General features: G+C 44.4%; 23 protein-coding genes and 1 tRNA gene. 17 read left to right on the top strand and 7 right to left on the bottom strand.

What is annotated here, in order from left to right:
- Positions 1-203 precede the first annotated feature (203 nt).
- A complete protein-coding gene (locus tag AZH43_RS14200; RefSeq protein ID WP_067670814.1) occupies positions 204-689 on the bottom strand; it encodes a VOC family protein in 486 nt (161 codons plus the stop codon).
- Positions 690-1,153: 464 nt separating this feature from the next.
- Between AZH43_RS14200 and AZH43_RS14190 the strand changes: the two genes are divergently transcribed.
- On the top strand, positions 1,154-1,903 hold the full coding sequence (locus AZH43_RS14190; RefSeq protein WP_067670810.1) for a class I SAM-dependent methyltransferase: 750 nt from the start codon (positions 1,154-1,156) through the stop codon (positions 1,901-1,903).
- 547 nt (positions 1,904-2,450) lie between these two features.
- Here AZH43_RS14190 and AZH43_RS14185 read toward each other — a convergent pair.
- Positions 2,451-4,142 (bottom strand): AMP-binding protein, encoded by a 1,692-nt coding sequence (locus AZH43_RS14185; protein ID WP_067670808.1) that lies wholly within the window; start codon positions 4,140-4,142, stop codon positions 2,451-2,453.
- A gap of 100 nt (positions 4,143-4,242) precedes the next feature.
- Entirely contained in the window at positions 4,243-4,869 is a 627-nt protein-coding gene (locus AZH43_RS14180) for a TetR/AcrR family transcriptional regulator (protein ID WP_067670806.1), read from the bottom strand.
- A gap of 147 nt (positions 4,870-5,016) precedes the next feature.
- On the opposite strand from AZH43_RS14180, the gene AZH43_RS14175 reads away from it, so the two are divergent.
- Genes AZH43_RS14175 through AZH43_RS14155 form a run of 5 tightly spaced genes read left to right on the top strand, consistent with a single transcriptional unit; the run spans position 5,017 to position 11,561 of the window.
- Entirely contained in the window at positions 5,017-6,189 is a 1,173-nt protein-coding gene (locus AZH43_RS14175; RefSeq protein ID WP_067670804.1) for an isovaleryl-CoA dehydrogenase, read from the top strand.
- A 50-nt stretch (positions 6,190-6,239) separates the two neighbouring features.
- On the top strand, positions 6,240-7,841 hold the full coding sequence (locus AZH43_RS14170) for a carboxyl transferase domain-containing protein (RefSeq protein ID WP_067670822.1): 1,602 nt from the start codon (positions 6,240-6,242) through the stop codon (positions 7,839-7,841).
- A 12-nt stretch (positions 7,842-7,853) separates the two neighbouring features.
- Positions 7,854-8,648 (top strand): enoyl-CoA hydratase/isomerase family protein, encoded by a 795-nt coding sequence (locus AZH43_RS14165; protein ID WP_067670802.1) that lies wholly within the window; start codon positions 7,854-7,856, stop codon positions 8,646-8,648.
- A gap of 19 nt (positions 8,649-8,667) precedes the next feature.
- On the top strand, positions 8,668-10,662 hold the full coding sequence (locus AZH43_RS14160; protein WP_067670800.1) for an acetyl/propionyl/methylcrotonyl-CoA carboxylase subunit alpha: 1,995 nt from the start codon (positions 8,668-8,670) through the stop codon (positions 10,660-10,662).
- Positions 10,659-11,561, top strand: a complete 903-nt coding sequence (locus tag AZH43_RS14155; RefSeq protein WP_067670798.1) for a hydroxymethylglutaryl-CoA lyase — start codon at positions 10,659-10,661, stop codon at positions 11,559-11,561. Before AZH43_RS14160 ends, AZH43_RS14155 begins: the two co-directional genes overlap by 4 nt.
- 440 nt (positions 11,562-12,001) lie before the next feature.
- On the opposite strand, the gene AZH43_RS14150 is transcribed toward AZH43_RS14155, so the two are convergent.
- Positions 12,002-12,078, bottom strand: a tRNA-Ile gene (locus AZH43_RS14150).
- An 800-nt stretch (positions 12,079-12,878) separates the two neighbouring features.
- Between AZH43_RS14150 and AZH43_RS14145 the strand changes: the two genes are divergently transcribed.
- Complete coding sequence (locus AZH43_RS14145; RefSeq protein ID WP_067670796.1) at positions 12,879-13,448, top strand: 1-acyl-sn-glycerol-3-phosphate acyltransferase; 570 nt, start codon at positions 12,879-12,881, stop codon at positions 13,446-13,448.
- 106 nt (positions 13,449-13,554) lie between these two features.
- On the top strand, positions 13,555-14,304 hold the full coding sequence (locus tag AZH43_RS14140; RefSeq protein ID WP_067670794.1) for a YebC/PmpR family DNA-binding transcriptional regulator: 750 nt from the start codon (positions 13,555-13,557) through the stop codon (positions 14,302-14,304).
- A 125-nt stretch (positions 14,305-14,429) separates the two neighbouring features.
- Here AZH43_RS14140 and AZH43_RS14135 read toward each other — a convergent pair whose 3' ends face one another.
- Positions 14,430-14,903, bottom strand: a complete 474-nt coding sequence (locus AZH43_RS14135) for an Lrp/AsnC family transcriptional regulator (RefSeq protein ID WP_067670792.1) — start codon at positions 14,901-14,903, stop codon at positions 14,430-14,432.
- Between the two features lie 277 nt (positions 14,904-15,180).
- Positions 15,181-15,945, bottom strand: a complete 765-nt coding sequence (locus AZH43_RS14130; protein WP_067670790.1) for a glutathione S-transferase family protein — start codon at positions 15,943-15,945, stop codon at positions 15,181-15,183.
- 366 nt (positions 15,946-16,311) lie between these two features.
- Here AZH43_RS14130 and AZH43_RS14125 point away from each other — a divergent pair, with 366 nt between their 5' ends.
- The 9 genes from AZH43_RS14125 (at position 16,312) to AZH43_RS14080 (ending at position 25,519) form a co-directional block, all read left to right on the top strand.
- The gene (locus AZH43_RS14125) at positions 16,312-17,514 is read left to right on the top strand and encodes an SfnB family sulfur acquisition oxidoreductase (protein ID WP_067670788.1); all 1,203 of its coding nucleotides are present in this window, start codon (positions 16,312-16,314) and stop codon (positions 17,512-17,514) included.
- Positions 17,515-17,524: 10 nt separating this feature from the next.
- Positions 17,525-18,751: an SfnB family sulfur acquisition oxidoreductase gene (locus AZH43_RS14120; protein ID WP_067670786.1), complete on the top strand. Its 1,227-nt coding sequence runs from the start codon at positions 17,525-17,527 to the stop codon at positions 18,749-18,751.
- Entirely contained in the window at positions 18,751-20,172 is a 1,422-nt protein-coding gene (locus AZH43_RS14115; RefSeq protein WP_067670784.1) for an LLM class flavin-dependent oxidoreductase, read from the top strand. Before AZH43_RS14120 ends, AZH43_RS14115 begins: the two co-directional genes overlap by 1 nt.
- A 60-nt stretch (positions 20,173-20,232) precedes the next feature.
- The gene (locus AZH43_RS14110; RefSeq protein WP_067670782.1) at positions 20,233-21,063 is read left to right on the top strand and encodes a MetQ/NlpA family ABC transporter substrate-binding protein; all 831 of its coding nucleotides are present in this window, start codon (positions 20,233-20,235) and stop codon (positions 21,061-21,063) included.
- Between the two features lie 9 nt (positions 21,064-21,072).
- On the top strand, positions 21,073-21,909 hold the full coding sequence (locus tag AZH43_RS14105; RefSeq protein WP_067670780.1) for a MetQ/NlpA family ABC transporter substrate-binding protein: 837 nt from the start codon (positions 21,073-21,075) through the stop codon (positions 21,907-21,909).
- Positions 21,910-21,920: 11 nt separating this feature from the next.
- The gene (locus AZH43_RS14100; protein WP_067670778.1) at positions 21,921-22,991 is read left to right on the top strand and encodes a methionine ABC transporter ATP-binding protein; all 1,071 of its coding nucleotides are present in this window, start codon (positions 21,921-21,923) and stop codon (positions 22,989-22,991) included.
- The gene (locus AZH43_RS14095; protein ID WP_067670776.1) at positions 22,972-23,631 is read left to right on the top strand and encodes a methionine ABC transporter permease; all 660 of its coding nucleotides are present in this window, start codon (positions 22,972-22,974) and stop codon (positions 23,629-23,631) included. The genes AZH43_RS14100 and AZH43_RS14095 overlap by 20 nt, the downstream gene beginning before the upstream one ends.
- A 112-nt stretch (positions 23,632-23,743) precedes the next feature.
- Positions 23,744-24,835, top strand: a complete 1,092-nt coding sequence (gene ychF, locus AZH43_RS14090) for a redox-regulated ATPase YchF (protein WP_067670774.1) — start codon at positions 23,744-23,746, stop codon at positions 24,833-24,835.
- A 276-nt stretch (positions 24,836-25,111) separates the two neighbouring features.
- Positions 25,112-25,519, top strand: a complete 408-nt coding sequence (locus tag AZH43_RS14080) for a hypothetical protein (RefSeq protein ID WP_067670770.1) — start codon at positions 25,112-25,114, stop codon at positions 25,517-25,519.
- A gap of 101 nt (positions 25,520-25,620) precedes the next feature.
- Here AZH43_RS14080 and AZH43_RS14075 read toward each other — a convergent pair whose 3' ends face one another.
- Positions 25,621-26,163, bottom strand: coding sequence for an Mpo1 family 2-hydroxy fatty acid dioxygenase (locus AZH43_RS14075; protein ID WP_067670768.1), 543 nt, complete (start codon positions 26,161-26,163; stop codon positions 25,621-25,623).
- Between the last annotated feature and the right edge of the window lie 104 nt (positions 26,164-26,267).

The following is a 26,267-nucleotide window of genomic DNA, read 5'->3' as shown; positions in this document are numbered from 1 at the left end:
AAAGCTTTGCGATTAGTGCGCAGAATCAGCAGCCGCTTTGTTGATCTGATTCATATTGTTTACAGGCTTCTTTAGCAGTACAGAGACTGCCTGAAAAGAGAGGAATACTCACATCACAGCCGTACCAATAACTGCTTTACTCAAATCATGGCGCCGCGCGCATGTCATAGACGAGGCTGTATTGACCACGCATCAATTGCTTTTCAGCCACGAAATGCCGCTTCAATGACCGCAACATCAATTTTCTTCATGCTCATCATGGCGTCAAATGCCCGCTTGGCCGCGGCACGGTCAGCACTGGTGAATGCCTTGGTTAAAGCAACCGGAGTAATTTGCCATGAAATTCCCCACTTATCCTTACACCAGCCGCATTCGCTTTCCTGACCACCATGACCAACAATCGCATTCCAGTAGCGGTCTGTCTCGGCTTGGTCTTCAGTCGCCACCTGAAACGAAAAGGCTTCGCTATGCTTAAATTCAGGGCCGCCGTTCAGTCCGATGCATGCAACGCCCAGTACAGTAAATTCAACAGTCAATACATCTCCTTCTTTACCTGTCGGATAATCTCCAGGCGCACGGTGAACCGCACTGACGAAAGAATCTGGAAATGTCTCTGCGTAAAATTTTGCAGCATTTTCCGCATCGTCATCGTACCAAAGGCAGACTGTATTTTTTGCAATATCCTTCATTTCAACATCTCCTATTGAGACTAGGACTTTAACTATTCTGCGTCAGTTTAAAGACTGTGCATATCCATCTAACCAAATTAATACGGCATATTGCCTATACAGCACTAAAAACTGAATTGACTTTTTAAATCCCGCTATTTTGTTTAATTTCAGGGTATCAATCTGTGCTCAATTTTGGCATTGCACCACTTAAAAGCAGGCTGAGACTTGGCTGCAGACTTGTGCGTTTATACATCAGCTTAAACCCACCGCATGCTGCACACAGCCTTCTGGAACATATGACTGTCTCATCACTAAAAACTGCACCTTATCTGAGTACCAAACACGGGCATGCCAGTTCAAATATCAATCATCTGCTTTTCCATAAAAAGATTTTTTCTGCTAATTTATGGATTGATGATCAATCATCATTTTAAAAATAATCTTCAATAATCATTATATTAACTTTAAAAGTGAGTAAAGCTATGTCTCAGAATCAAACTTCGAATGAGTCGTTTAATCCTGCAACTTTTGATGATTATCCGGTTCTGTATGATGAAGCATTATCTTGGCCCTATCGCAAGGAATTAGAACTTCCAACTTTGAAAAAATTGCTGGGAGATCTTTCTGGACTGAATGTACTGGATTTTGGATGCGGCCCTGGTGTAATTACCCGATGGCTGCATGCTCAAGGCGCCAAAACAGTTATCGGTTATGATATTTCTGAGGGCATGCTGGCCTATGCGCGGCAATGTGAGGACAAAACTCAGCTGGGAATCCGTTACCTTTCGCACCTGGATGAAAAATATAATGGCTATTTTGATATCATTCTTGCCGTGTATGTGATGCCCTATGTCATGCATGAACACGACCTGCTGTCGATGTGTCAGGATATGTTTAAAATGCTGAAACCCGGCGGAAAATTGATTACTTTGCCGCTGCATCCCGATTTCAATGCTGACCCAGATTATTACAGCCCGTTCGGTTTTCAATTAATTGAAAATGAACCGCGCAGTGATGGCGGAAAACTTCAGCTAAAGCTGCGCATGCCGCCCCATAGCATTGATCTTGAAGCTTATTACTGGTCAAAGCCGACACTTGAGCGAACACTCACTCAGGCTGGATTCCAGCAGGTCACGTGGCAATCTTTAGATGCTCCAGAAAACCTGACACCGGAGCTTCGCCCTTATCTTAACTGCCCTCATGTCGCTATTATTGAGGCGCTTAAAAAGTAAATTTAAATATTTTATTTAATTTCAAAATCATTTTTATGTGAAAATTTTTATGTAAAAAATATCGGGGGCTGATCTGCATTCATCACTTAACACGACGCTTACAGCCGCCTAAAGTTTCTTCTTGATCTTCATCTGCGGATTTTGATTGCTGTATTCCGCAGATGATTCAAATTGCTAAACCATGTAAAAACAGCAGTCGAAATCCCACTTTGCCTACGTAGATAGCGATGAATTGATTTACGATTGATTTCGATGATCAATTAAAAGATCATTTATAAAAAATAGAACTTACACCAAATAATTTACAAGCTCAAAGCCTTCATAAAGAAGGCTTTTGAGCTTGTGCAATAGAATCAACAGCGTTCACAGCCCGATTTCCATCATGCTGAAAGCTATTTGTGCAGGCAATGGCCTTGGTTAATTCAGCTGTGGGACAGCAAGGATGCGCAGACGCTGATTTCTTATATTCAAATTCGCAGTTCTATGGTCATGAATTTATCCCTTTATTTCTTTGACTAAAAGATAAAGGGATAAACGCACCTGCGAATCAAGCAATATCATCAAGCAGATTCAGTTCATGGCGCATAAACTCCTGCAATTTAAATTTTTGCGCTTTGCCTGAAGCCGTCATTGGAAATTCACTAAAGAAGCGTACATAACGCGGCACTTTATTATGCGAAATGTGCTCCGCACAGTACTGACGGATTGTCTCTTCCGTGCATTGATGATGTTCATGCAAAATAATACATGCACATAATTCTTCTCCATAACGCGGATCAGGCAAGCCAATCACCTGCACATCACTGACATCCGGGTGAGTATATAAAAAGTCTTCAATTTCTTTAGGGAAAAGATTTTCGCCGCCGCGAATGACCACATCTTTAATTCGGCCTTTAATACGGACAAAGCCCTCATCATCCATTTCAGCGATATCACCGGTATGCATCCAGCGCGCTGTATCAATCACTTCTCTGGATTTTTCTTCATCTTCCCAATAACCCAGCATGACCGAATACCCGCGTACGCATAATTCACCCAGTTTGCCGCGCGGTACCACCTTGCCCTGCTCATCCACAATTTTAATTTCAAGATGCGGATGTACGCGCCCAACCGTACCTACACGGCGTTCAATTGAATCTGCAGTCGAACTTTGCGCACTCACCGGTGCAGTTTCCGTCATGCCATAACAGATGGTGATTTCAGACATATACATCCGGTCAATCACCCGCTGCATAATTTCTTTTGGACATGGACTGCCTGCCATGATCCCGGTGCGCAAACTGGATAGATCAAACTCATCAAACCGTTCAAGCTCCAACATGGCAATAAACATGGTCGGAACGCCATAAGCCGCAGTACATTTTTCCTGTTCAATGGCCTTGAGAGAATCTAATGGATTAAATACCGCAGAAGGATAAACCATAGTTGAACCATGGGTAATACAGGCTAAATTCCCCATCACCATGCCAAAACAATGGAACAATGGGACGGAAATACATACCCGATCTTGCGGACTTAAATGGATTGCTTCACCCACAAAATAGCCATTATTTAAAATATTATTATGGGTCAGCATGGTTCCTTTCGGATTACCCGTCGTGCCTGATGTGAACTGAATATTAATGGTTTCATCAAACTGAAGTTCAGCGGCTGTGGCTTGAAGTTGCGCCAACTGCTTGGCGCTTGGCTGGGGCAGTAAATCACTAAAACGGTGAATGCCGTTTTGTTCCTGTTCATCCATTTTAATAATGTGCTTCAAATGCGGTAAGCGAGCTGCATTTAAAATTTTATTTGCTGAATGGCATATTTCAGGTGCGATTTTGGTCAAAATGTCCTGATAACTGGTGGTTTTGAACTGTGAAGCAATGATTAAACCTTTGCAGGAAACTTTGTTCAGTACATATTCCAGTTCATTGCTTTTATAAGCTGGATTCAGATTGACCAAAACAATGCCGGCTTTGAACGCAGCAAATTGCGTAATTGTCCATTCCACACAATTAGGCGACCAGATTGCCAGCCGGTCACCCTTTTCCAGTCCTAATTTTTGCAAGCTGCAAGCAAAAGCATTCACCTTTTCCTGCAATTCTTGATAAGTGAACCGTATATTTTGATGCAGACTGACTACAGCATCCTGTGCGGCATACTGCTGACAGGCCTGATCAAATTTTTCACCAATGGTCATGCCTAAGAGCGGCTGATTACTTGGTCCATAAGCATAACTTAACCGTACTTGTGTCATTGAATCGTTCTCCTTGATTCTTTGTAATTCTGCTTTTCAAATCTTATTTTTTATGACTGCAACTACTTCGGTGAACTGCCTGGTTCTGTCTTGCTATTTGCTACTTTCCCTCCTGATACTGCACTGCGTTGACACAAAACTCGGCAACCTGCTTCACAAAGTAGTCTTTATAATTCTGATCAAACATCACATTACGAGATGGATTTAAAGGCTCAATCACCACAAATGTCATGGCGCCGACCACGCACAAGGCTGCGGTATCGAGGTCTTCAAAACTAAATTCGCCGCTAATTTTCCCTTCGGCAAGAACTCCTTTAATGCTCTGCTTAATCAGCTGCTTACTGCGGAAACGCTCATGCTCAAGCTCAGCATCTACCGGCTCAAACATCAATGAATAGGCCAATTGGGGGCTATTCATCGCACGCTTAACAAACGCTGTAACAGCCTTTTGCAATTTAACTGTTGGCGACGCATTTTCTTCAGCAATATGATTCAAAATCCTAATTTCATGCTGAATGGCATCAGACAATACTTCAATAAGCACTTGGCTTTTGTTCGCAAAATAGCGATAAACCAATCCGCTCGACACACCTGCACGTTCCGCAATGGCCTGTATCTGCGCATCTTTAAAGCCTCCTTGAGAAATCAATTCACGGGCAGCTTGCAGAATCATAAGCCGATTCTGCTCCATCCGCTCTTGCATCAAAGATGATCTTTTATAACTCATAATCTTATTCTCAACCAGATAAAATGAATTGTAAATCAATTTGTGAATTTAAGTTCACTTTTTAAAAAATTCAATGTATGGTAAAACCAAGCACAATAACAATGCTGTTTTTGGAATAACAAATACAATCATAGGATGAATGGCTCGATGAACTTACAAAGCTTAAATTTCGGTTTGGACGAAACTCTGGTCGCACTGCGTGATTCTGTGAAAGCTTTTTGTGCAAAAGAAATTGCACCGATTGCCCAACAGGTCGACCGCGACAACCTATTCCCTGCGCATCTCTGGAAAAAACTAGGAGAAATGGGCTTATTGGGCATGACTGTCAGCGAAGAATACGGCGGTACGAACTTAGGTTATTTAGCGCATATCATTGTTATGCAGGAAATTTCCCGTGCATCAGCATCCATCGGTCTATCCTACGGCGCACATTCTAACCTATGTGTAAACCAAATTAACCGAAATGGTACGGAAGAACAGAAACAGCGTTATTTACCAAAACTGATTTCTGGAGAATATGTCGGTGCTTTAGCCATGTCAGAACCCAATGCAGGCTCCGATGTGGTCAGCATGAAACTCAAAGCAGAAGACCAAGGCGATCATTACTTGCTGAATGGCTCAAAAATGTGGATCACCAATGGCGGCGATGCCGATGTTTTAGTGGTCTATGCCAAGACTGATTTGCAGGCCGGTGCGAAAGGCATGACCGCGTTCTTAATTGAAAAAACGATGCAAGGCTTTAGCCATGGGACACATCTAGATAAATTAGGCATGCGCGGCTCCAATACCTATCCGCTGTTTTTTGACAATGTCAAAGTACCGAAAGAAAACGTCATGGGCGGTGTCGGCAACGGTACAAAAGTCTTGATGAGCGGTCTGGACTATGAACGTGCAGTGCTCAGTGCCGGCCCGCTGGGCATTATGGATGCCTGCATGGATGCCGTCATTCCGTATATTCATGACCGTAAACAATTTGGTCAGGCGCTGGGTGAATTCCAGCTGATGCAGGGCAAAATTGCCGATATGTATTCTACTTGGCTGGCGTGTAAAGCCTTGGTTTATGCCGTAGGCGCCGAATGTGATAAAGCCGATCATAGCCGCGGTCTGCGTAAAGATGCAGCCAGCGCCATTTTATATGCCGCTGAAAAAGCCACTTGGATGGCTGGCGAGGCAATCCAAACTTTAGGCGGAAATGGCTATATCAACGAATTCGCAGTCGGCCGTTTATGGCGTGATGCAAAACTTTATGAAATTGGTGCAGGAACCTCAGAAATTCGACGCATGCTGATTGGCCGTGAACTGTTTAACGAAACAGCCTAGTTAAACTGGCCTAATCGCCTTACATCAGAAGAAGAACAGGAATGGATGCCATGAATCAATTACAAAGCAAAATTAATGTCCGCAGCGAAGAGTTTAAAACCAATCAAGCGGCCATGCAGTTATTGGTCGACGACTTAAGACAAAAAGCGCAGCAGATTGCACTGGGCGGCGGTGAAAGCGCTCGTCAAAAACATTTGGCCCGCGGCAAATTACTGGCACGTGACCGTATTGATCAGCTGGTGGATACTGGAACGGCTTTTTTGGAAATAGGTCAACTGGCTGCGCAAGGTGTATATCCCGATGATATTCCTGCGGCCGGTGTAGTGGCAGGCATTGGTCAGGTCAATGGCGTGAGCTGCATGATTGTGGCCAATGATGCCACGGTAAAAGGCGGTACATACTATCCGCTGACCGTCAAAAAGCATTTACGCGCTCAGGAAATTGCTGAACAAAACCATCTTCCATGTATTTACTTGGTTGATTCAGGCGGCGCTTACTTGCCTATGCAGGATGAAGTATTCCCTGACCGCGACCATTTTGGCCGAATTTTTTACAATCAAGCGCGCATGTCGAGTATGGGCATTGCGCAAATTGCAGTGGTAATGGGCAGCTGTACCGCAGGTGGTGCATACGTTCCGGCCATGTCTGATGAAACCATTATTGTCCGCAATCAAGGGACAATTTTCCTCGGTGGCCCGCCTTTGGTTAAAGCAGCCACAGGGGAAGTAGTGACAGCGGAAGATTTGGGCGGCGGTGATGTGCATACCCGTCTTTCTGGGGTTGCAGATCACCTTGCTGAAAATGATGAACATGCGATTGCAATTGCACGCAATATTGTCGCTAACCTAAACAAGGCAGCCAATCAAACTGCAGATAATATTGAAGCCCCATTATTTGATGCACAAGAACTGTATGGCGTTGTACCCAGCGACGCGCGCAAGCCTTTTGATATTCGTGAAGTGATTGCCCGCATCGTAGATGGTTCACGTTTGGATGAATTTAAGGCCCGTTTTGGTACAACTTTAATCACCGGTTTTGCCAAACTGTATGGCATGCCTGTCGGTATTATTGCCAACAACGGCATTCTGTTTTCAGAGTCGGCACAAAAAGGCGCGCATTTTATTGAGCTATGTACGCAGCGCAATATTCCCCTGCTTTTTCTGCAAAACATCACTGGCTTCATGGTAGGCCGCCAATATGAAAATGAAGGTATCGCCAAAAATGGCGCCAAATTGGTGATGGCCGTGGCAACGGCCAATGTCCCTAAACTCACGCTGGTGATTGGCGGCTCTTTCGGTGCAGGAAATTATGGTATGTGCGGCCGGGCCTATTCTCCACGCTTCTTATGGACTTGGCCAAACTCACGTATTTCAGTGATGGGCGGTGAACAAGCTGCCAGCGTACTCTCCACCTTAAAACGCGATCAGATTGAAGCCAAAGGCGAGTCTTGGTCAGCCGAGCAAGAAGATCAATTCAAGCAGCCGATTCGCCAACAGTATGACCGCCAAGGTCACCCTTATTATGCTTCTGCCCGTTTGTGGGATGACGGTGTGATTGATCCAGCCCAGTCTCGTCAAGTATTGGGATTGAGCCTTGCGGCAGCAATGAATGCACCTGTGAAAGAAACCAAATTCGGCGTGTTCCGTATGTAAGGAGTGATCAGTATGACCTATCAATTTTTACAAATCGAACAGGATGCACAAGTCGCAACGGTGTGGATTAATCGTGCGGAATTGCACAATGCCTTCAATACCCAAGTAATTGAAGAGCTGCATACCTGCTTTCAGGCAATCAATGCGCAGGATGATATTCGCGTGGTGATCCTCGCGGGCCGCGGCAAAAGTTTTTCAGCGGGCGCAGACCTCAACTGGATGAAAGCACAAGGTGAAGCCTCAGCAGAAGAAAACCAAGCTGATGCCTTGAAACTGGCCAAAATGCTGCAAAGTCTGGCGACACTGAAACAGCCAACGATTGCCCGTGTGCATGGCATTGCCTTTGGTGGCGGTATGGGCTTAGCTTCGGCATGCGACATTTGTGTTGCCAGTACCGATGCCAAATTTGCGACCTCAGAAGTTCGGCTGGGTTTAGCACCATCAACCATTAGCCCATATGTCATCCGCGCAATCAGTGCACGTCAGGCATCACGCTATTTTCTGACCGCAGAGCGGATTTCAGCCGAACAAGCTTTAACCCTTGGCCTTGTACATGAAGTGACTGCACCAGATCAGCTAGATGCCAAAATTGATGACATTGTTCAAGCTATTTTATTGGGTGGCCCAAATGCTCAAGCATCATCCAAGCAACTGATCCAACTGGTCGATCAACACGTGCTCAACGAAGAATTGCTGATTCAAACCGCACAGCACATTGCCCATATACGCCAAGGAATTGAGGCGAAAAGCGGCCTGACCGCCTTCTTAAACAAACAAAGCCCCTCTTGGATTAAGACCACGGCATAACAACAATAAGGACAATACTATGTTTGAAAAGATTCTGATTGCAAACCGCGGCGAAATTGCCTGCCGTGTAATTCGTACAGCCCAAAAACTGGGTATTGCCACTGTAGCCGTTTATTCAGATGCAGATGCACAATCGCAGCATGTCAAACAAGCAGATGAAGCCATTTATATTGGCGAATCCCCTGCTGCACAAAGTTACCTGCAAATTGACCGAATTATTCAGGCTGCCTTAGATACAGGCGCGCAAGCCATTCATCCAGGCTATGGCTTTCTTTCTGAAAATGACCAATTTGCATTGGCTTGCCAAAAAAACAATATTACCTTTATTGGTCCACCGGTTGATGCCATTTTGGCGATGGGCTTAAAGGCAACCTCTAAAGCATTGATGGAAAAGGCCGGCGTTCCGTTAACACCGGGCTATCATGGAACAAATCAGGATCCTGACTTTTTAAAACAGCAAGCCGATGGTATTGGCTATCCTGTGCTGATTAAAGCCAGTGCAGGTGGCGGCGGTAAAGGCATGCGGCTGGTCGAACGCAGTGAAGATTTTTTAAGTTCACTGTCCTCCTGTAAAAGTGAAGCCAAATCCAGTTTCGGTAATGATGATGTGCTGGTTGAACGTTATGTCTTACAGCCACGCCATATTGAAGTGCAAGTTTTTGGCGATACCCACGGCAATTATGTGCATTTATTTGAACGTGATTGCTCGGTACAGCGCCGCCATCAAAAAGTGCTGGAAGAAGCGCCTGCACCGAAAATGCCGGAGGTCAAACTTGAGGCGATGCGCCAAGCTGCAATTGATGCTGCCCGCGCAGTTGACTATGTCGGTGCGGGTACGGTCGAGTTCATTGTGGAACAAGATGGTACTGCCTACTTCATGGAAATGAACACCCGCCTGCAGGTTGAACACCCAGTGACAGAAATGATCACCGGTGAAGATTTAGTTGAATGGCAATTGCGAGTCGCCTTTGGTGAAGCATTACCCAAACAGCAGCACCAGCTCAGTATTCATGGTCATGCCATTGAAGCCCGGGTCTATGCCGAAGAGCCTGAAAAAGGCTTTTTACCAGCCATTGGTAAAATTAACTACTTGCATTACCCAGCACAAAACCAATTTGTCCGTGTAGACAGCGGTATTGTTGAAGGCGATGAAATCACCACCTACTATGACCCGATGATTGCAAAACTCATTGTGTGGGGCAAAAACCGCGAGGCGGCTTTGGTACAAATGCATCATGCGCTTGGTCAATTCCATGTAGAAGGGCTAGGGAACAATATTGCTTTCCTTGACCGAATTATTTTGTGTGAATCATTTAAAACCGCCAATCTCGATACCAGTCTGATTCAACGTGAAGAAAACGTGCTGCTCACGGTAAAAGAGCAAGCTCATCCAGAACTTATTGTTGCAGCTGCATTTACAGATTTACTCAGCCGTTTTTCCGTCAATAAAACAGCCAATAATCCTGTATGGCAATCTGATGCCTTATGGCGTTTAAACATCAGCCAAACGTATCCCGTGAAATTACTGCTGGATGATCAGCTAAAAACAGTGAAATTCACTGCGCAAGGGACAGGATACCGCGCAGAATATCTAGGGCAGACTTATCAGATTTCTGGGAAATTGGCGGATAAAAATACCCTCCATATCAATATGAATGGTCAGCAGGACAAAATTGCATTTAGCAAAAATGATGAAGGCCTAACCCTATTTAAGAATGGGCAAAGTTTTAAATTTGATCCAGTAAAAATACGTTTTAATCAAGATGACGGTGCAGATACTGAAGCGAACCTCAAAGCACCGATGCCGGGAGTCATTACTCAGGTCTTTGTCACAGCCAATGACCAAGTGAAAAAAGACGATGTGCTGCTGACCCTTGAAGCTATGAAAATTGAATATTCAATACGCGCACCGCATGACGGCATTGTGGCAAGTGCTTACTTCCAGCCCGGTGATCTGGTTAAAGCCGGTGATGAGCTGGTTGAATTTCAGGCATTAACGGAGGACGTTGCATGAATGAATTCGTCAAAATCGTTGAGGTCGGCCCGCGTGATGGACTTCAAAATGAAAAGATACTCTTAACCCTCAACGACCGTAAAAATCTGGTTTTAGACCTAATGAAAACGGGATTGCAACACATTGAAGTCGGTTCCTGCGTTTCGGCAAAATGGGTGCCGCAAATGGCAAATAGCGATGAGTTGTTTGCTCAACTGCCGCAATCCCCTGACATTCAATTTAGCCTGCTCACACCCAATATCAAAGGCTTTGAATCCGCTTTGGCTGTCGGCTGCAAGGAGGTTGCGGTATTTACCGCAGCTTCTGAAAGTTTCACCCGAAAAAATATCAATTGTTCGATCGATGAAAGTTTTGAAAAATTTGCTGATGTCATGGCAGCAGCAAAAGCCAATGATGTGAAAGTCCGCGGCTATGTTTCCTGCATTGTAGACTGTCCTTATGAAGGTGCAATTGACTCGCAGCAAGTCGCCTACGTGACTAAGCGCTTATTTGACATGGGTTGCTATGAAGTTTCCTTGGGGGAAACCATTGGTACAGCTACGCCTGACCGTGTTAAAAAAGTTTGGGATGCCTGTCTTGCAGAACTAGACCCGCAAATTTTAGCTGGCCATTTCCATAATACGTACGGCATGGCCATTGCCAATATCTATCAATCCTTACAACAAGGCATCAGAGTTTTCGATGCCTCTATAGCCGGACTGGGTGGCTGCCCTTATGCCAAAGGCGCTTCTGGCAATGTATCAACTGAAGACTTGTACTATTTACTGTCTAGAATGGGCTTTGAAACCGGTTTGCATCTGGATGCCTTGATGCAGGCCAGCCGCAATATCAGTCAGGTACTCAACCGTCAGAACCCATCGAATTATGCCAATGCGTATTGGCAAAGCCGCTGCGCTTAATGAGCTGGCTAGTTTGATGAATGCGCTAGTAATGAAAACCAAAAACGTTATTGCTAGGTTTTACACTGGCCTCTAAAGCACAGACGCAAAAGATTTATATCTAACAACTCGTCCACTGCATACACGTTTCCCCTAGACCTCTAGGGGGAAAACTCATTTCATAAAAATTCAATCTTCCCTCCAAGCAAAAATTTTCCACGTACCAAGCGCCACCATATGTGATTCATATGGTGAAATATCTTTGCCACTTCATACGTGGAAAGCAGACTGCTTGAAAATAATGAAAGGAGAAAAAGTAGGCGTTATGTAGAGCGAATTTCGCATCACCCATCGGACGATCAAACTAATGGACCATAAAAAAATAGGCCGCAAATTCCAATGGCCTAAAAATAGCAGTCATTAAAAAAACCTCATAACTCAAAGAGTTATGAGGTTGAATTTGGTGGGCCCACACAGACTTGAACTGTGGACCAACGGATTATGAGTCCGCTGCTCTAACCAACTGAGCTATAGGCCCTATATAGTGCTGAAATTGTTATATATCAACAAGTTTAAGCGAAAAGAATACTATCGGAGATTATTTCAAAACACAAGCACTTTTAAGACTGCTTGCACATTAACGCAACAATTCAAAAACAGGCATCAATGAATATTCAGTAACTGATGAGTATACTTGTTTAAAATGAATACAATTATGATGAAAAACACAGCAAATAATAAAAATATTAGCCCTAAACTCAGTGTCGCAATGGCGATAGATCAACTTTTTTAATACTTTTCACATATCATTCAGCATATAAATAAAAGTTTAAAAATCAATAATTATGAGGAATAAATAATGAGGTCTTAAACTTAATGGATTGAAATGCTTACTTATAGATCAAACTGTTCTTGCTTTTTGGACTCTGCATAAAGCTCAGCCAATGACCATAGAACCACTAAAGCAAAGATTATTGATGCAAATAAAAATGCAGTAATATAAATCATTCGTTACGGCCTCAGCAGAATATCCATTGCACAAAAACACACAGCTTAATTTTTAAGCCTACGACAAAAGTCTAATAAGATTTATGCTGTCTGAATAGCCATTAAATTGGTTTTTTTAATACTCTTTTTCTATTTATTGATATTAATTTTATATCAATAAAAGCTGAGTTATCGTTTTAAAGTCTTAGTCAACTTCAGCGCTTCTGCCCTATAAAGTCAATAAAAGCGCAAATGTATTTTATTTGTCTGCATTAGCAAATTGCCTATTGACTGTCCCCCTAAACAAGCAGAAATTAGCGAAGATTATTTTTGCAGAAACTATAATTTTGTATGTTGAAAAAATTCCTTGGTGAAACCTCATTTAAATTAGCTGGCTGGACTTATGAAGTTAAGCCGGATGTGCTTGAAAATAAACAAGTCATTGTCGGCTTTGAACATACATCGATGATGGATGCAGTACTCTCACTTGCCCTCTTCCAAATTTATGACCTTAAAATTCATACGCTCATTAAAAAAGAACTGTTTAAAGGGCCTTTAAAGCCAATTTTAAACGCCATCGGCGGTATTCCAGTTGACCGAAAATCAAGTAAAGATATCGTGTCTCAAATGGTTGAACACTTCGAGAACAATGAGAAGTTCAATCTGGTCATTGCGCCTGAGGCTACACGTGCAGAACGCGGAGAAGCGCGTAGACCGATTCGAACCGGATTTTGGCATATTGCGAAAGCGGCCGGTGTTCCTATAGTTTTAATGTACGCCAACTCAAAAACCAAGCAAGGCGGCATCTTTGGAAAAATTTATCCAACGTATCTCGATCACGACTTGGCATTGATGAAAAAGATGTATAAAGAAAACGTCGGACTGGATATTGTGATTCCAGAACCTAAAAATCAGCAATGATTGTCTAAAAACTCAAAAGCTAGCTCTTTATCAAAAAAAAGGGCTTATGGTAGAATTGTGACAATTTGATATGGCATACAGCCTATCTACAAGGAGCATATTTCGCATGGCGGGTCATTCCAAGTGGGCAAACACAAAGCATCGTAAAGCAAAACAAGATGCGAGCCGCGCTAAAGTATTCACAAAATTCATTCGTGAAATTGTTACAGCTGCCCGTTTAGGCGGCGGTGACGTTGCATCTAACCCGCGTTTACGTGCTGTGGTCGAGAAAGCGTTAGTTGCAAATATGACACGTGACACCATTAACCGTGCAATTCAGCGCGGTGTCGGCGGTGAAGAAAATGCTGATTTAAAAGAAGTGACTTACGAAGGTTATGGCGTTGGCGGTGTTGCAGTTATTATCGAAACAATGACTGATAACTTAAACCGTACTGTACCTGATGTCCGTCATTGTTTCTCGAAAACCGACGGCAATCTGGGCACTGCGGGTTCCGTGGCTTACATGTTTACTAAACGCGGTGAAATTACTTTTGAAGATGTTTCTTTAGAAGATAAAATCATGGACATCGCTTTAGAAGCCGGTGCTGAAGACATTGAAGTCGATGAAGAAGAAATTTTAGTCATCACCACACCAGAAAGCTTTGGTGATGTTCAGGATGCACTGACAGCTGCAGGTTTAAAATCTGATAATGCTGAAGTTGTGATGAACCCTTCAACGAAAGCTTTAATTTCAGATGTTGAACAAGCGAAGAAAATCGTGAAAATGATTGATATGTTTGAAGATCTGGACGATGTTCAAAACGTCTATACAAACGTAGAATTCACAGAAGAAGTGTTGGCTCAATTAGATGAGTAAATTGCTCTCTAAATAAAAAACGCGCCCAACGGCGCGTTTTTTATGCTTTAATTTTCATGCAAATTATATTTGCTTTACATCCTGTTAAAGCTCTGCCCTGAAAAAATTGAGCAGTTATCTATTTATTAAACTTTGCTCAGCAGCCCTCTGCAATTGAAAACCTGGTTATATTCCTTAATGACGAAGCTTGAATGCAGCGCAACGACATGTTCAATTTTACCAATGCGTTTGAGTAGAATTTCACTGTAATTTTCCATATCGCGGGCAACCACCTCCACTAAAAAGTCAGCAGATTGCCCCGTCACAAGGAACGCGTTAATAACTTCGGGTATATTTTCCAGCTCTTCTAAAAATTTAGCGAAGGTATCTGTATCATGTTTACTGAGGGATACCTGTAAAATAACATGCAGGCTAAAACCGAGTTTTTGATAATTTATATCGCGTTTCAAGCCCGTGATAATAGCGTGGTCAATTAAGTGTTTAATTCGTCTATGCACAGAACTGACTGAAAGATTAATTCGCTCTGACAGCTCATTCAGATTCAAATCTTCATGAGTCAAAATCTCCAATATTTGCTTATCAAAACGGTCCAGTTCCATTTTCACTTCATCTCCTGCTTTGAGCTGTTATTTTACTGATTCAGCATGATTTTATGACGTGCAGTATCATCCGGTGCTGTACATTTTGCGCTTTCATTCAACATTGTACAGTTCGACTCAGCCTGCGAAATTTAAAAAATATTTTTCACATATTCATCATATATAAAAAATATATGCAATATTTGCAATCATTTTTGAAATATTTTTTCTTTTACCCTGCCTTAAACAGTGTACAGGCTGCGCCCTCAATCTAATTCATTGTCAAAAGGATTTATGCTCAAACACCGCGCCAATCCACCCGTGAATTGCGCTCTGTTTGGTAAATCCGCAGCACATATTGCCCTAAGGGCAGCTCCATCAAATACGCTTTATAGGCTTTAAAATCCTCTGATAAATTTTCTGAATGTTCTTTTTCCCATGGCGTTCCTGCAATTTCCAAAATAGGCGCCAGCATAGAACACACAGCAATATCGGCCAATCCTAAACGGTCACCGACAAAATAACGGCAGCCGTGCTGAATTAACCGTCTATTCAATTCTTCGATAATTTCCTGCATGGCTATTTTAGATTGCTCTACTTTTTCTGACTCTAATTGATAGCCCTTTGAAACCAGCGCCTTGATGATCGGCTTTGAATATTTCTCGAATTGGCGCAAATAGCCTTTTTCACCAATCAAAATATCTAAGAATTCTTCACTTTCTGCCAGCACATGCGAAAGCGCCCAGCGTCTGACATGACGTCCGAGTTCTACCGACAGCTGATCTATTTCCAGCGCCTGCTGGCGAAGGTCTGCGTCTGCGCGCAGCAGCGAATGCTCTGGATATTGATCATCTAAATACAAAGCGATTTGCGTAGAATCTGCAATCCATTGTTCTTGATCGCGCAGTATCGGCAATTTATTCTGCCCAGTTTTCAATTGCGCAAATGCTCGATGCACGCCAGGCATCAAATTATGAGCGGTATATTCCAGTTCTTTGTGATCCAGCATCCAGCGAGCCTTTTCACAAAAATGTGATAACGGAAACTGGTATAACGTACGCATAAATGCTCCGAATTTATTGTTTTACTCAACTCGGCAATGCCAAGTATTTTAGTTGGATACTTTAGACACACCGATCTATAAAAACAATGAACTTTTTACCCAAAATTAAATCTTTGCACATCTTTATCCAATGCACATTTATATATATTTCACGCATTCATATCTTATTTATAGATATATGGGCAGTTGATCCATTCGTAAAATTTCAAAAAAATAATGCTGATTCATAGTGTTAACTTATAAAAATACAAGACATATAAATCAGTAATTGTTTAAAAGATAATTTTGCATATTGAAATCTGAATCTGTCATTTAATTTTTTCACGCTCAGCGGTTAGCGTTTTGATATCAAGTACAGGTGTCATTATGTCTCGTTTAACTGCTGAAAATATTCATATTATCGAAAGCGACCAAGATGCTGTCACTGCAGCGTACCATGTTGCAGATTTTGCATTGGAAGGCCGCAATCAGCGTGATCAACACCGCCAGCTGCCTTTTGCTGAAATTGAACTGTTCAGCGCCAAGGGCTTAGGCGGTATGCGTATTCCAAAAAAATTTGGCGGCGCGTTTATTTCAAATAAAACCCTTGCACACGTATTCCGCATTTTAAATAAAGCTGATTCCAGTGTAGGTCAAATTCCGCAAAACCAAATTGCCCTGCTTAATATGATTAACATCATGGGTACGCATGAACAAAAAACGTTTATTTTTAATGAGATTTTAAACGGGAAACGCCTTGCTAATGGCGGGCCTGAACGCAATACCAAAGATACAAAAACGCTTTCGACTACACTAAAAGTAGAAAATGGCCGTTATTTCATTGATGGTGAAAAATTCTATTCAACCGGCAGCAGCTTTGCGCATTGGCTGGCTATCAAAGCGGTTCATCCGGAAGGCCATGTCGTTTTAGCTGTGATTGACAGCCAAACGCAAGGCATTGAAATCATCGATAACTGGGACGGCTTTGGCCAGCGCACAACATCCAGCGGCACAGTAAAGTTAAATCACGTAGAAATTGATCCATTTCTAATTTTTGATGAACGCATATTAACCGCACAGCCCAGCTACCGTGGCGCTTACTCTCAATTGCTGCAGGTTGCAATTGATGTCGGCATTGCCGAAGCCGCTTTTGCCGACACCCTCACAGCTGTCCAAAAAGCCCGTCCAATTGCAGATGCTCAGGTAGAAAAAGCCAGCGAAGAACCATATACCCTGCAGGAAGTCGGAAAATCTGCTGTGCTGCTGGATGCTGCCATCTTACTTCTTGATGAGGCGGCCGAATATTTAGATGAATTAGATCAGCTGGATACAGTGACAGAACAGCAAGCGGCTCAAGCGTCTATTTTAGTGGCCGAAGCCAAAGTCTATGCCAATGATGCCGCCCTGCATATTTCTGAAAAACTGCTGGAACTGGGCGGCAGCCGCTCCAGTTTAAGCGTGCACAATTTTGACCAGCATTGGCGCAATGCCCGCGTACATACGCTGCATGACCCAATCCGCTGGAAACTGCATGCTCTTGGCGACTATTACCTCAACAATACCCTGCCTGCCCGCCACGCTTGGATTTAAGGAGAACATCATGACATCTTATCAAAATATTGCGCCTTTTAAATCCGATGCGCATCTGGCGCATGCGCATATCATCCAGTCCGATGCTGAAGCTTTAGAAATTGCCCTGAATTTAGCAGAACAATTCAAGCAGACGGCTGTTGCCCGTGATGCGCAGCGTGTATTGCCGTTTGAAGAAATTGAAGCCTACAGCCAGTCTGGGCTATGGGCTATTACCGTGCCCAAAGAATATGGCGGAGCGGATGTTTCCAGCTATACCGTGGCTCAAATCATTGCCCTCATGAGCGGTGCAGACGGTTCGATTGGTCAAATTCCGCAAAACCATTTTTATGCGCTGGAAGTCTTGCGCAATACAGGTACACAGCAGCAAAAACAAAAGCTTTATACAGAAGTGCTGCAAGGCGCGCGTTTTGGCAATGCTTTGGCTGAATTCAAAACCAAAAGCGCATCTCTGAAACAAACCGCTATTGCGCCAAAAGCAGATGGCTTTGAAGTGAATGGCGAAAAATTTTATTGCACAGGCAGCTTATTTGCACACCGCATTCCAACCTTGGTGAAGGATGCTGAGGGCCATGAATTCTTAGCTTTCATCCCGCGCAGCAGCCAAGGTTTGGAACTGACAGATGACTGGTCTGGTTTTGGTCAGCGCACTACAGGCAGCGGCACGGTGAAATTTAAAAATGTTGCTGTTTCAACTGAAGATGTCATTCCATTTGATGCCGCTTTTTCACAACCGACTTTGGTTGGGCCATTTGCGCAAATTATGCATGCTGCGATTGAAACCGGTATCGCGAGAGCCGCTTTTGAAGAAACGCTAGTCCGTGTCCGTCAAGCGCGCCCATGGATTGACTCAGGTGCAGAACGCGCAAGCGATGACCCGCTGACCAAATTTGAATTGGGGCGCATCATTGCCGATGTCCGCGCCAGTGAAGTTCTGCTGAAACAGGCAGCACGCTCTATTGATGCGGCGCGTCCGCTGCCGACAGCAGCGAACATTGCCAAAGCGTCTTTAGATGTTGCCAAAGTCCGCGCGCACAGCACAGAAACCGCACTCAAAGCATCATCCAAACTGATTGAATTGGCTGGCAGCCGCGGCAGCCAGCGCGCAGACGGCCTAGACCGCTTTTGGCGCAATGCCCGCGTGCATACCCTGCACGATGCTTCACGCTGGAAATACTATTTCATTGCCAATTACCTGCTGAATGGTGTTCTGCCTCCACGCCGAGGGACATTGTAATGACAAATATAAAAACAGACACGCAGAACCCGCCTAAACAAATTATTCTGAATGCTTTTGACATGAACTGTGCGGGCCATATCAACCATGGCCTATGGACACATCCGCGAGATCAGTCGCACCGTTTCAATGAACTCAGCTACTGGACAGATTTAGCCAAAACTTTAGAACAAGGCTTGTTTGACGGTTTATTCATTGCCGACATTACCGGCGTATATGACGTTTATCAGGGCAATATTGACTTAACGTTAAAAGAATCCATTCAGCTGCCCAGCCATGATCCAAGCACCCTGGTTTCTGCAATGGCGGCAGTTACAGAACATTTGGGCTTTGGCATAACTGTAAATTTGAGCTATGAACCGCCTTATCAGTTTGCCCGGCGCTTTGCCAGCTTAGATCACTTAACCCAAGGCCGCATAGGCTGGAATATTGTCACGGGCTACTTAGACAGCGCTGAGCGGCTGATTGGACAAACTGGCTTAAAAGATCATGACTTGCGTTACAGTCAGGCCGAAGAATTTTTAGAACTTTGCTATAAATTCTGGGAAGGGTCTTGGGAAGATGATGCTGTACTGAAAGATAAAGCCAACCGCATTTTTTCAGATCCTGCAAAAGTGCATGCCATCCATCATCAAGGTCAGTTTTACCAAAGCCAAGGCGTTTTCCAAGTCTCGCCATCTATTCAGCGCACGCCTGTGCTGTATCAGGCAGGAGCATCCAAACGCGGCCTCACTTTTGCCACGCAGCATGCTGAAGGCATGTTTATTGGCGCGGACAAGCCTGAAAAAATTAAGCAGCAGGTAGATAAAATCCGCGCTCAAGCGCGGGAACAAGGCCGTGACCCGCATGCCATCAAACTGTTTGTCGGCATCAGTGTAGTCACGGCAGAAACTGACGAGCTGGCACAAGAAAAATTAGCGGAATATGCCCGCTATGCCAGCCCTGAAGCCGGTTTGGCGCATTTCTCCAGTTCAGTAGGCATGGATCTCAGCAAATTTGCCGATGATGAAGCCATCCCTTATCAAAAAACCAACAGCATCGCCTCCGTCAATAGCAAGTTCAAAGAACAGCAAATCACACCTAATGATTTAAAAGCGCAGCTGCAGCTGGGCGGACGCTATCCGCTGATCATCGGCAGCGGCGCGTCTGTCGCTGAACAGCTTATTTCGCTATTAGATGAAACCGGTGTAGACGGCTTTAATTTAACCCGCACAGTTGCGCCAGAATCTCATCAGGATTTTATCCGCTTGGTCATTCCTGAGCTGCAGCAGCGCGGGCGCTATAAAACAGCGTACACAGCAGGGAGCCTACGCAACAAGCTGTTCCAGACTGGAGACCGCTTGACGGCACAGCACCCCGCCGCTCAATACCGTTTGGACCATACCGAGCCCCATTCAGGCCAGCAGCAGCAATCGGCTTAAATTGCGCAGACTGTCCGCTATTCAATCCATCAAAATGATTTAAATTTTAAAGAGAAATATATGGCGCTTAGCTCAAAATCAAAATTAACCCTGATCGGTGCAATCGCCGCAGTTTTTATTATTGGACTGGTCCTTTGGAATCAGCAGAAAAAAACAGCGGGCGATGAACTGGTCATTGGCATCAGCCCATCCTTTGCCAAACCTTTACAAGTGGCAGCAGAAGAAGCCAAGGCGCAAGGCGTTAATGTAAAGCTGGTGGAATTCTCTGACTGGAACACTCCAAACATTACCTTAAATCATGGCGATATAGATGCGAATTTTTTCCAGCATCAGCCATTTTTAGACAATGCCAAAAAACAGACGGATTTCAAAATTAAAGCCTTTGATGTCGGTGCAGCCACACATGTCGGCCTGTATTCTAAAAAAATCAAAAGTTTTGATGAATTAAAAGACCATGCCAAAGTGGTGGTTCCAAATGATCCGGTCAACCAAGGCCGCGCCTTGCAGCTGCTGCAGCAAGCCAAACTGATTACCTTAAAACAGCCGGATAATTTTTTATCCGCGCTCAATGATATTGCTGAAAACCCGAAAAAATTGCAGTTTATTGAAGTTGAGGGCCCTCAAACTGCCCGCGCCATCGACGATGCCGACCTAGCTTTTGGCTATCCGCATTATTTACGTTTGGCCAAAACAGCTGACCCAGAAAGCGCTTTGCTGTTTGACTCGAATACCGACAAGCGTTTCGCGATTTTATTTGCCGTCCGTGACGACTACCAAGACCCCAATGGCAAGCTCAGAAAATTTGTAGAGATCTACCAGAACTCACCAAAAGTAAAACAGGCTTTAGACACAGATTTTGGCGCGAAGCTTTGGTTCCCAGGCTGGAAATAAGGAATCATCATGCCAAACAGCTTTAGCAAAAACCGTAAAATTTGGATCATCGCCCTCACGGCGGCGGTCCTTGTGATTAGCTTGAGCGTATACCGCTGGTCAACTCAAAACACAGCACATCAAACCCTGAAAATCGGCATCAGCCCGCCTTATGCTGAACTGCTGCAAAGCGTGGCGGATGATTTGAAACAGCAAGGCATTCATGTCCAGCTTGTGGAGTTTTCGGACTGGCAAGCGCCGAATGTTGCTGTGCAAAATGGAGATATTGATGCCAACTTTTTCCAGCAAAGTGTCTTTTTAGCCAATGCAGTGAAACAGACCGATTATGACCTGCATGCTTTTGCAGCCGGCAGCGGAAGCCATGTTGGCCTGTATTCTAAGCAATACAAATCACTGAATGACTTACCGCAAAAAGCGCGTGCGGTCATTCCCAGCGATCCTGTCAATTCTGCCCGGGCATTGATTCTAATGCAGCGCGCAGGGCTGATTCAGCTTAAAGACATCAACAATGAACTGTCTACGCTTGCAGATATTGTCTCAAACCCGAAACAGCTGCAGTTCATTGAAGTCGAAGGCCCGCAGACTGCTTTGGCATATGACGATGCCGATCTGATTTTCGGCTTTCCGCACTACCTGAACATGGCAAAAAAAGCAGATCCGCACAGCGCGCTGTTTTTAGACCCGATTGATAAAAAATACGCCATCCTTTTTGTCACCCGTAAAGACTATGCAGATGAAAATCAAAAACTGGCTGCATTCGTCAGCACCTTCCAAAACTCAGCAAAAGTAAAAGAGATTTTGGACCGTGACTTCGGCAAAGGCATGTGGTTTGAAGGCTGGAAATAAGGAGCATTATGATGGTCAGTTTTGGTTCCAGCATCGATTTTTCTGTGCCGCACATCAAAATCCGTGAGCTGAATAAATATTATGAAGTGCAAGGCACACAGGTGCATGCGCTGAAAAATATCAATTTGGATATTCCCCAAGGCAAAATTTTCGGCATTATCGGCAAAAGCGGCGCAGGCAAATCCTCCCTAATCCGCACATTAAATGGTCTGGAAAGTGTCAGTGACGGCAGTATTCACATTTATCAGCAGAATTTAGCCAAACTGAATCATGCTGAATTAATTCAGCTGCGTCAAAAAACCGGCATGATCTTTCAGCACTTCAATTTAATGTCCGCAAAAACAGTCTATGAAAATGTCGCGCTGCCGTTAAAAGTTGCCTCCTACCCGAAGGATCAAATTGATGCGCGGGTAACAGAAGTCTTGCAGCTGGTTGGCCTAAGCAATAAAGCCGAGAACTACCCTTCTCAGCTGTCCGGCGGTCAGAAACAGCGTGTCGGCATTGCCCGTGCGCTGGTGCATCACCCCGAAGTTCTGCTCTGTGATGAAGCCACTTCTGCGCTTGATCCAGAGAGTACCTCAGTGGTGCTGTCTCTGCTCAAAGAGATCAACCAAAAGCTCGGAATCACCATTGTTTTAATTACGCATGAAATGCAGGTGATCCGCGAAATCTGCGATCAAGTCGTAGTCATTGACCGCGGGGAAATTGTAGAATCCGGTCAAGTCTGGTCTGTTTTTTCTTCACCGCAGCAAAAAATCACGCAGGAACTGCTGAATCTGGAACAGCTTGAGCTGCCTATACAGTATACGGCGCAACCGCAAACGGACAGTGCATACAGCATTATCAAACTGCGTTATGAATCTGCACTGAACCATGCGCCGGATCTGAAAGCCGTTTTTGATCAGTTTGATGCGCCGGCCTATCTGCTGCAAAGTCATGTCGATACCATTCAGCATCATCTCATCGGTTCATTCATCATTGCCTTTGCGAAAACAGAATTCGACTGCACACAATTATCTTCAAAACTTAAACCCTATATCGCGCAGCTGGAGGTGCTAGGCTATGCAAAATCAGCTCATTGACTTGCTCCTGACCGGAACCATAGATACCTTACTGATGGTGGGTTCCTCTGCCCTGCTGGCTTTTTTAATCGGCTTGCCCATGGCGGTCATACTCGTCAGCACATCCGCGCAAGGCATTTACCCAGCGAAAAGTATTCATCAAACTCTAGGCTGGGCGGTGAATGTGACCCGCTCTGTGCCGTTTTTAATTTTAATGGTCGCGCTGATTCCGCTCACGCGCTGGATTGTCGGCACCAGTTATGGTGTTTGGGCAGCTGTGGTGCCGCTGACTTTAGCAGCCACTCCATTTTTCGCTCGTATTGCGGAAGTGAGCCTGCGTGAAGTTGATCATGGCCTGATAGAAGCGGCGCAAGCCATTGGATGCAACCGCAAGCAGATTATTTGGCACGTACTGCTGCCGGAAGCGCTGCCCGGTATTGTCGCAGGATTTACCGTCACTCTGGTCACCATGATCAACTCATCCGCAATTGCAGGCGCAATTGGCGCAGGCGGTTTGGGCGATATTGCTTACCGTTACGGCTACCAGCGCTTTGATATGCAGATCATGCTGGCAGTCATTGCAGTCTTAGTTGTTTTAGTGATGCTGATACAGGCCGCAGGCGACACAATTTCTGCACACTTCGATAAACGCAAAATTTAGCTCCGCTTAAACCATCGGCTTTTTGCCACAGCACATCCAAGCCATGACTTTGTCATGGCTTTCATGTAAAATCATCGGCAATTTTCATATATAACACTGTGTGAGTCATTTCATGGGTTTTAATTGCGGTATTGTCGGCTTGCCGAACGTTGGTAAATCTACACTTTTCAATGCTTTAACTAAAGCTGCTATTGCTGCTGAAAACTTCCCGTTCTGTACGATTGAACCAAACACAGGCATTGTTCCTGTGCCGGATCAGCGTTTAGACAAACTCACTGAAATTGTTAAACCGCAACGCGTGATTCCAACCGCCATGGAATTCGTAGACATCGCAGGCCTTGTCGCTGGCGCATCTAAAGGCGAAGGCCTAGGCAACCAATTCCTTGCCAACATCCGTGAAACTGACGCAATTGCTCACGTTGTACGCTGCTTTGAAGATGAAAACGTCATTCACGTTAACGGTAAAATTGACCCGCTGGATGATATTGCAACCATCAACACTGAACTTGCTTTGGCTGACTTAGATACCATCACTAAAGCAATCACACGTTTAGCTAAATCTGCAAAAGGCGGCGACAAAGACGCCATTGCCACTAAAGCAGTTTTAGACAAAATTCTACCTTTTCTTGAAGAAGGCAAACCTGCCCGCGCTGCGGATTTAGATGATGATGAGCGCAAGCTGGTACGCGGTTTTGGCCTAATGACTTTAAAGCCGACCATGTACATCGCCAACGTGGCAGAAGACGGTTTTGAAAACAACCCGCACCTAGAAGCAGTTCAAAAACTGGCTGCAGAAGAAAATGCGATTGTCGTGCCGCTATGCAACCAAATTGAAGCCGAAATTTCATTGCTTGAAGATGAAGACCGTGCCGAATTCCTAGAAGCGCTAGGCATGGAAGAGCCAGGCTTAAACGTGGTGATCCGTGCAGGCTATGGCTTACTTGGCCTGCAAACGTATTTCACGGCCGGCGTACAGGAAGTCCGCGCTTGGACAGTTAAAATTGGCGCGACTGCACCGCAAGCCGCTGGTGTGATTCATACTGACTTTGAAAAAGGCTTCATCCGCGCTGAATGCGTAGCTTATGATGACTTTGTTCAATACAACGGTGAAGCTGGCGCGAAAGAAGCTGGAAAATGGCGTTTAGAAGGTAAAACTTACATCGTTCAAGACGGTGACGTACTGCACTTCCGCTTTAACGTATAAGTTTTAAGCTGTCAGCCTGCAGCGCTAGACATCGCCAGCTATTCATTAAGCCCCGAAAATTCGGGGCTTAATGCTTTTTGAGCAGATTCGGCAGATCTCTGCACATTAAATATAAAAATAATGAAGCCAGCCTTAAGCGCAATAACATAAAACAAAGCCATAAAACTCCACAGCTTTTTACCTACACAGCTGCAGCTTAATGTCTTAAGCAACAGGTTTAATTTAATAATCAGGCACTCAAGCCAGCTCATACTTTCCATATCCGGAGATAGAATAATGAAAAAAATCAGCACAATGCTAGCAGCAGGCATTTTCAGCATGTTAAGCGCCACCGCATTTGCCTGCCCCCAAGGCACGGCATTGACTGGCGGCACAGGCTCCAATCATAAAGGCGGAAAATGTGTAGCCGCTGCAACAGTTAAACATCAAGCACAAGCAACGAAACATGAAGCAAGCCAAGCTCAGCAGCATGCAACAAAGGCAAAACATGAAGCAGGAAAAGCTGAACAGCACCGCACTGCTGCAATGCACAAAGACGTGAAAAAAGCATCACAGGAAAATGCAAAAGCAGCCGCAGAAACCAAAGCGGCAAAAATGGAAGCCAATAAGGCCAAAACCTCAGCCAGCAAAGCCAAAGTAGATGCTCAGCATATGCAGAAGGATATGAAACCCGTTAAATCTTAATAATTTCTAGCCTAAAAAGCCGGTCATTGACTGGCTTTTTAATATGTGATTTCCAGCAATAAATTTTAGTAAGTCATCTCATTCATCGTTAGCGCGATATTTTAATGCGCAGAAATATGCTGCCCCGCTTTTGCATCCATCGCTTCCCGCTGCTTTCTCGCTTCCTGCAGCATGCGCTGCTCTATATCTTTTCTAAAGCCCAGCATAAACACCATTTCCGCCAAAACAAATAACGGCCCTATAGCCAAACCAATCACATCATCCATAAACGCAGGTTTTTTCTTTTCATAAAAATGCCCGACAAACTGAATAATCCAGCCGACAACAAAAAATCCAATGCTGGCAAGCAGCCATGCCGCCAGTGTCCATTGCGCAATTGAATACGCCAGCGGATAAGCCAAGGCAAAAACAGCCAGCATAATCAGTCCGAAAATTTTATCCAAACTTAAATAATAAATAATGGTGATGGCCATAATCACCAAGGCCAGCGTTAATTCAAAGCCAGACAGCATCACACCCGCCCGAGCCGTTAAACACATGATAGAAAAAACGATGAGGGGAATCCCAATAAAATGGCTCAGAATATTTTTATGGTCCAAATGATAAGCCGCATACTGGCTCAGCAGCTGTTCGAGTTTAGTCATGATGATGCATCCTTGTACCGAATATGCTTTCACTATATAAGAATAGTGATGAGCAAGATGTCGCTCAGCCGACAACTGCATCTAAAATATAAATGGAATAACCG

The sequence above is a fragment of the Acinetobacter pragensis genome, assembly GCF_001605895.1.
Lineage (GTDB): Bacteria > Pseudomonadota > Gammaproteobacteria > Pseudomonadales > Moraxellaceae > Acinetobacter > Acinetobacter pragensis.
This window is presented reverse-complemented; position numbering and strand designations above follow the sequence as displayed.